At 64.4% G+C, this 6,162-nt stretch carries 5 protein-coding genes and 2 pseudogenes; 4 read left to right on the top strand and 3 right to left on the bottom strand.

Annotated features, from left to right (window positions below; genetic code table 11):
- Positions 1 to 149: 149 nt before the first annotated feature.
- From BLW02_RS19020 to leuD, 4 genes are read left to right on the top strand one after another with little or no spacing between them, the layout of a single operon-like run.
- Positions 150 to 1,136, top strand: coding sequence for a tripartite tricarboxylate transporter substrate binding protein (locus BLW02_RS19020; RefSeq protein WP_092701608.1), 987 nt, complete (start codon positions 150 to 152; stop codon positions 1,134 to 1,136).
- 36 nt (positions 1,137 to 1,172) lie between these two features.
- A complete protein-coding gene (locus tag BLW02_RS19015; RefSeq protein ID WP_092701605.1) occupies positions 1,173 to 2,078 on the top strand; it encodes an alpha/beta fold hydrolase in 906 nt (301 codons plus the stop codon).
- Positions 2,075 to 3,508 (top strand): 3-isopropylmalate dehydratase large subunit, encoded by a 1,434-nt coding sequence (leuC, locus tag BLW02_RS19010; RefSeq protein WP_092701603.1) that lies wholly within the window; start codon positions 2,075 to 2,077, stop codon positions 3,506 to 3,508. The genes BLW02_RS19015 and leuC overlap by 4 nt, the downstream gene beginning before the upstream one ends.
- A complete protein-coding gene (gene leuD / locus BLW02_RS19005) occupies positions 3,505 to 4,182 on the top strand; it encodes a 3-isopropylmalate dehydratase small subunit (RefSeq protein ID WP_092701601.1) in 678 nt (225 codons plus the stop codon). Before leuC ends, leuD begins: the two co-directional genes overlap by 4 nt.
- A gap of 239 nt (positions 4,183 to 4,421) precedes the next feature.
- Here the strand turns inward: leuD and BLW02_RS19000 are convergent.
- From BLW02_RS19000 to BLW02_RS18990, 3 genes and pseudogenes are all read right to left on the bottom strand, one after another.
- Positions 4,422 to 4,943, bottom strand: a pseudogene (locus tag BLW02_RS19000) (HAD family hydrolase); the annotation flags it as partial.
- Complete coding sequence (locus BLW02_RS18995; RefSeq protein ID WP_092701598.1) at positions 4,944 to 5,447, bottom strand: c-type cytochrome; 504 nt, start codon at positions 5,445 to 5,447, stop codon at positions 4,944 to 4,946.
- Between the two features lie 28 nt (positions 5,448 to 5,475).
- Positions 5,476 to 6,061 (bottom strand): annotated as a pseudogene (locus tag BLW02_RS18990) (methyltransferase family protein).
- Positions 6,062 to 6,162: the final 101 nt, after the last annotated feature.

Raw genomic sequence — 6,162 nt, 5'->3', positions numbered from 1 at the left:
GTCTTCAGGCTGGAGCTGGCGGTACTGCGAAGGGGAGGAGTGCATCTGCTGACCTTACAGGTTGGCAGGTGTTGCACTTCACTTTTGAATCCGCCCCCATAAGATGCGCCTCAGAAAGCACCCAACAACCATATGCAGGAGACAACCCCATGAACCAAATCCACGTCTGGCCCTCCCTGATCCGTCGCTCGGCGGTCACAGCGGCGTTTGCGCTGCTTTCTGCCGCGGCATTGGCGCAGGCTTACCCCACCAAGGCCATCAAGCTGGTGGTGCCCTATGCGCCCGGCGGCAGTGCCGACATTGCCGCACGGCTGGTGAGCGATGAATGGGCCAAGGCGCTGGGAGGCTCGATCTTCATCGAGAACAAGGGTGGTGCGGGTGGCAACATCGGGGTGGACATGGTGGCAAAGGCGGCGCCCGATGGCTACACCATCGGCTTGCAGACCGTATCGCTGGCCATCAACCCCGCGCTCACGGCCAAGATGCCGTACGACACCCTCAAAGATCTGACCCCCATCGGTCTGGTGGCCAGCTCGCAGCATGTCCTGGTGGTCAACAATAGCCTGCCAGCAAAGAACATCCAGGAACTGGTGGCGCTGCTCAAGGCGCAACCGGGCAAGTATTCCTATGGCTCGGCCGGGCCGGGTAGCACCTTTCATATGTCTGCCGAGCTGTTCAAGGCGGTGGCGGGCGTGCCCATCGTGCACATTCCCTACCGGGGCGGCGGCCCGGCGATGATCGACACCATATCGGGCCAGGTGGCGCTGAGTTTTCCGGTGCTGTCGGCGGCACAGCCGCATGTACAGGCCGGCAAATTGCGCGCCCTGGGGGTGACGGGCCCCAGGCGCTCGGGCCTGCTGCCCGATGTGCCCACGATTGCCGAGGCGGGTCTGCCCAACTATTCGTTTGAAACCTGGTTCATCGTGTTCGCCCCGGCGGGCACGCCAAAACCCGTCATCGACAAGCTCAACACCGCCCTGAACCAGGCGCTCGGCACCGTGGCGCTGAAAGAACGCATGACCAAGGACGGCTTTGACCCGATGCCTTCCACCCCGGAGCAAGCCCGCGCCAGACTGGAAAAGGAAATGCCTCTGTGGGCCAAGCTCATCAAGGAGCGCGGCATCACCACCGAATGATGCGCCTCACCGGCCGACCGAACCACGTTAGCTCCGATGACCGACACCCCCTTGTTCCCCGGCTTTGTCCGGCAGCGCATCCCCACGCCCGACGGCCAACACATCCAGACGCTGGTCGGCGGCAATGGCCCTCCCTTGCTGCTGCTGCATGGGCACCCCCAGACTTCGGCCATCTGGCACAAGGTGGCGCCTGCGCTGGCACGGCAATTCACGCTGGTGCTGGCGGATCTGCGGGGCTATGGTGAATCGGCCAAGCCTGCGGGAGATGCGGACCACGCCAACTACAGCAAGCGCACCATGGCCGCCGACATGCTGGCGGTGATGCAGCACCTGGGCCACTCCCGCTTTGCGGTGCTGGCGCATGACCGGGGTGCACGCGTGGCGCACCGGCTGGCGGCAGACCACTCCGGTGCCGTGCGCCGCATGGTGCTGCTGGACATTGCTCCCACCTTGGCCATGTACGAGCAGACCAGCGACGCCTTTGCCCGCGCCTACTGGCACTGGTTCTTCCTGATCCAGCCAGCCCCTTTGCCTGAGCGGCTGATGGCGGCCGACCCGGCAGCCTATATCCGCGATGTGATGGGCCGCCGCAGTGCGGGCCTGGCGCCGTTCGATGCACGGGCACTGGCCGAGTACACCCGCTGCCTGGCGCTGCCGGGCGCCGCCCACGGCATCTGCGAAGACTACCGCGCTGCCGCAGGCATTGACCTCGTGCATGACCACGCCGACCGCGACGCGGGGCACCGGCTTGGCATGCCGCTGCTGGCGCTGTGGGGCGAGCAGGGCGTGGTGCACCGATGCTTCAAGCCGCTGGCCGAGTGGCAACGCGTGGCGGCCAACGTGCGTGGCCACGCCTTGCCCTGCGGTCACTACATCGCCGAAGAGGCGCCCGACGCCCTGCTGGCAGCCGCCTTGCCTTTCTTGTTGGAAACCGACGCATGACCCAACCCTCTCTACCCGGCCAAACCCTCTACCAGAAGCTGGTGGCCTCGCACACCGTGGCGGCGCTGGACGAGCAGAACGTGCTGCTGTTCTGCGACCTGCACCTGATGAACGAATACACCAGTCCGCAGGCCTTTGCTGGTTTGCACGAGGCTGGGCGCGGCGTGCCCGTGCCGGGCCAGAACGTTGCCGTGGTGAGCCACATCATTCCCACCCATCCAGTGCGCCACCGCATCATCCAGGACCCGCCGTCGGCCCTGCAGGCCAGCAACCTCAAGGCCAACTGCGACCGGCACCACATCCCGCTGTTTGACACCAACGACCCCCTGCAGGGCATCGAGCATGTGGTCGCACCCGAGCATGGCATGGTGCGCCCCGGCATGGTCATCATCTGCGGCGACAGCCACACCACCACCTATGGCGCGCTGGGGGCTCTGGGCTTTGGCATCGGCACCTCCGAGGTAGAGCATGTCCTGGCCACGCAGACCCTGGTCTATCGCATGGCCAAGGACATGCGCATCCGTGTGGATGGGCGTCTGCCGCTGGGCACCACGGCCAAGGACCTGATCCTCATGGTCATCAGTCGCATCGGCGCCCAGGGCGCGCGCGGCTATGCAGTGGAGTTTTGCGGCAGCGCCATCAGCGCCCTGTCCGTGGAGGCGCGGTTCACGCTGTGCAACATGGCGGTGGAGGCGGGTGCCCGCGGTGCGTTGATTGCGCCAGATGACAAGGCAGTGGACTACGTGCTGGCCCGCGCCCCTGACATTGCTGGCGATCTGCGTGACCGCGCACTGGCGCATTGGGCCACCCTGCACAGTGACGCCAATGCCGTGTTTGAGGTGGAGCACCGATTGGATGCGAGTGAGGTAGCCCCCTTTGTCACCTGGGGCACCAGCCCCGACCAGGCCATGGCCATCAACGCTACCGTGCCACAGCCCGCCAGCATGCTTGATGCCGTGCAGCGCAGCAGCGCAGAGCAAGCCTTGCGCTACACCGCGCTCGGCGCGGGGCAGGCCCTGCAGGGGGTGCCCGTGCAGCATGTATTCATCGGCTCGTGCACCAACGCGCGCATCGAAGACCTGCGCGAAGTGGTGAAAGTGGTGGGCGCACGCCATGTGGCGCCTGGCGTGCGCGCCATGGTCGTGCCCGGCTCGGGTGCCGTGAAGGCCCAGGCCGAGGCTGAGGGCATTGCTGGCATCCTGCAGGCTGCGGGCTTTGAATGGCGCCAACCCGGCTGTTCCATGTGCCTGGCCATGAACGACGATGTGCTGGCACCAGGCCAGCGCTGTGTCTCCACCACCAATCGCAACTTCGAGGGCCGCCAGGGCAGAGGGGCCATCACCCACCTCATGAGCCCGGCCATGGCCGCAGCCGCGGCCGTTACCGGCTACATCACCGATGTACGCACTCTGGAGACCCTTCACGCATGACTACCCGCACCGCAACCCCCACCGACAACACGGTGCTGCACGGCCACGCCGCCGTGCTGGCCACGCCCAACCTGGACACCGACCAGATCATGCCCAAGCAGTTTCTGCGCGGCATTGACAAGTCGGGCCTGGCACCCGGCTTGCTGTACGACCTGCGCTTCGATAGCGCAGGCCAGCCGCGCCCGGACTTCGTGCTCAACCAACCTGCCTATGCGGCGGTGGATGTGCTGATTGCGGGCTCTAACTACGGTTGTGGTTCCAGCCGCGAGCATGCGGTGTGGGGCATGCAGCAATACGGTTTCAAGGCCGTGGTGGCATCGAGTTTTGGCGAGATCTTCTACTCCAATGCGTTGAACAACCGGCTGCTGCTGGCCATGGTGCCGGAGGCGGATGTGCAGGCCTTCATGCACGAAGCAGCGCAACAGCCAGGGCCGTTGGCACTGGAGATCGACGTGCAGCAGCGCCTGGTGCGCAGCACGCAACATCAGGCGGGCTTCACCCTTTCAGATCGGCATCAGCGCATGTTCTTGCAGGGACTGGACGTCATTGGAGCGTCGCTGTCTTATGCCGAGCAGATCAATGCTTTTGCCGCCAGGCACTGGGCGGCACAACCCTGGCTCAAAGACGTGGCGCAGGTAACGCGGGAGCGCCTGTCGGCCCTGACTCCGCGCTAGTCTTGCGGATGTGCGCGGTCTTGTGCGTCCCATCGTTGTCCATTGCCAGAGGCACGTCCAGATCGCTGAGTACATTGGCCTCGATGGTGCGGAGGAACTGCAGGAGCTCGCTGCTGCGATGGCGCCGATGTCTCTCATCGATATCGTTTGCGCGGGTCGAGGCCGAGCCACGCGATGAATGCCATGCGGGGCATTCTGCTCGGGCAGGACTGATAGAAGAATGGCCGGTAGATTACTTTTCCGCCATCTGCTGCAAGTGCTGCCCGCAGCATCCGCGCTGCAGCTGAACCCATGGCCACGACATGGCCGTCTTTTTGGAGCCGCTCCACGAGTGCCAGTTTGTCCGCGGACTTGTCTCGCCGTGCACTTCGTCGATGCCCAGCTTTGCACTCACGGCCTTGGCTGTGGTCAGGCCGTCCCCGGTGGCCCGATGCGCAGACCGCTGGCGTGCAGGGTATGGATGGCGTCCGCCGTGGTGACCTGGATGGGGTCGGTCACGGCCAGAAGGCCGGCGAGCCGACCATCCACGGCCAAGTGCGTCACGCTGGCGCCCGCATCGCGGAACAGCATACCCTGGGTGGCGGCACGGCCGGTGGCGATCATCACCGACATGGGCGTGACCCGCCCCAGCGCTCACGGGCACGCGATGATGAGCACGGCCACGGCATTGATCAAACCAAACACCCAACGAGGTTCCGGAGCGACCCCCCCCAGACAAAGAAGGCGGCAATGGCGATGAGTACCACCACGCGACCGAATTGCTATCGGGACAGAGACTTGCGGTACTGGGCGTTGATTTCGTCGTGGCGCTGCCGTATCTCCGCCGGCCACTGCGCCTTTATCCAAGACAGGACCGCCACGATCTCATCGTCACTCAACACGCCTTCATAGATAGGCATTGCGGTTCGGTAATCGGGTTGATTGATGAGCCGGACCAACCCCTGCTTGGTGATGGCGAAGAGCTGCTCATCGGGGTGGTGCCACGTATGGCCGCTGGGATCGTGGGGTGGCGCGGGCAGGAGGCCATCCGTTCCACGGTCGCGCCAATCCGGTTGACCCTCGCCCTTGGCTCCATGGCAAACCGCACAGTGCTGCAGGTACAGGCCTGCGCCGGCATGCAGCACCTGCGCGTCATCGGGGCGCAGGCGATGCGGCGCTGCCGGTGGTTGCAGGCTGCTGTTGCGCAGGTAGATGTACCCGGCTCCTGCGGCCAACAGCACGGCTGTCATACCTGCAAACCACGTCGCCAGCGACTTCACTCTCATCACAGCCTCACCGATTTCCTGTCCCTGATCATGCTCTGCCACTCGTTCTGCCACCCACGGCCGCCATGACACCCCAGCAGGGAATCAAGCGGGACACGCTTCGCGCACATTCTGTGCACGCCTCACCGAAACGACGCGCACTATCTCGTCCCTCGTTCTGTGCCAGACGTACATACATCACCGCCAGCACGGGAAACATCAACAACGTCCATGGCGTCGGCCATTGGCGGAGAAAGCCAAGCATGATCAGCACAAACGCGACATATCGAGGGTGCCGGATCCGAGCATACACGCCAGTGTGCGCAAGGCGCCCTTGCCGTTGTGGGGGGCACCGTCCCAACCGAACAGCCGTTCCAGCAGATGGTCCGCATCGTGATTGAGCAGGTCCACGCCCGGGAATTTCTGGCCGAGCCAGCCTGACAGGGAGTAGATGGTCAGCGGAAATCCATACACATCCACGGACAGCGCGACGATAAAGGTGGGGTGAAGGCACCAAAGCTGCGCCAATCGCGCGCGCTTGCCGGTTGAAAGAAACCGAAGGTGAACATGGCGAAGACCGCCACGTTGAGCATTACCAAAGTCCATAGACCATAAGACGGCCCGGCATGTTCCATGGCCTTAGAGCGGCTAACAAAACGGCAAGAGCCTTCGGACGCAGATGACACAGCAAGCCAGGGAGAGCAACGCGACGTGAATGTCGATGCGGCGCTCGAAG

The sequence above is a fragment of the Acidovorax soli genome (assembly GCF_900107605.1).
Taxonomy (GTDB): domain Bacteria; phylum Pseudomonadota; class Gammaproteobacteria; order Burkholderiales; family Burkholderiaceae_C; genus Acidovorax; species Acidovorax soli.
Note: the sequence above shows the minus strand (reverse complement) of the source record. Positions and strands in the feature narration are given on the sequence as shown.

What these genes read in the sequence shown, in the direction of transcription:
- BLW02_RS19020 (WP_092701608.1), top strand. Translation starts at nt 150, where the DNA reads ATGAACCAAATCCACGTCTGGCCCTCCCTGATCCGTCGCTCGGCGGTC.
- BLW02_RS19015 (WP_092701605.1), top strand. Translation starts at nt 1,173, where the DNA reads ATGACCGACACCCCCTTGTTCCCCGGCTTTGTCCGGCAGCGCATCCCC.
- BLW02_RS18995 (WP_092701598.1), bottom strand. Translation starts at nt 5,447, where the DNA reads ATGAGAGTGAAGTCGCTGGCGACGTGGTTTGCAGGTATGACAGCCGTG.
- leuD (WP_092701601.1), top strand. Translation starts at nt 3,505, where the DNA reads ATGACTACCCGCACCGCAACCCCCACCGACAACACGGTGCTGCACGGC.
- leuC (WP_092701603.1), top strand. Translation starts at nt 2,075, where the DNA reads ATGACCCAACCCTCTCTACCCGGCCAAACCCTCTACCAGAAGCTGGTG.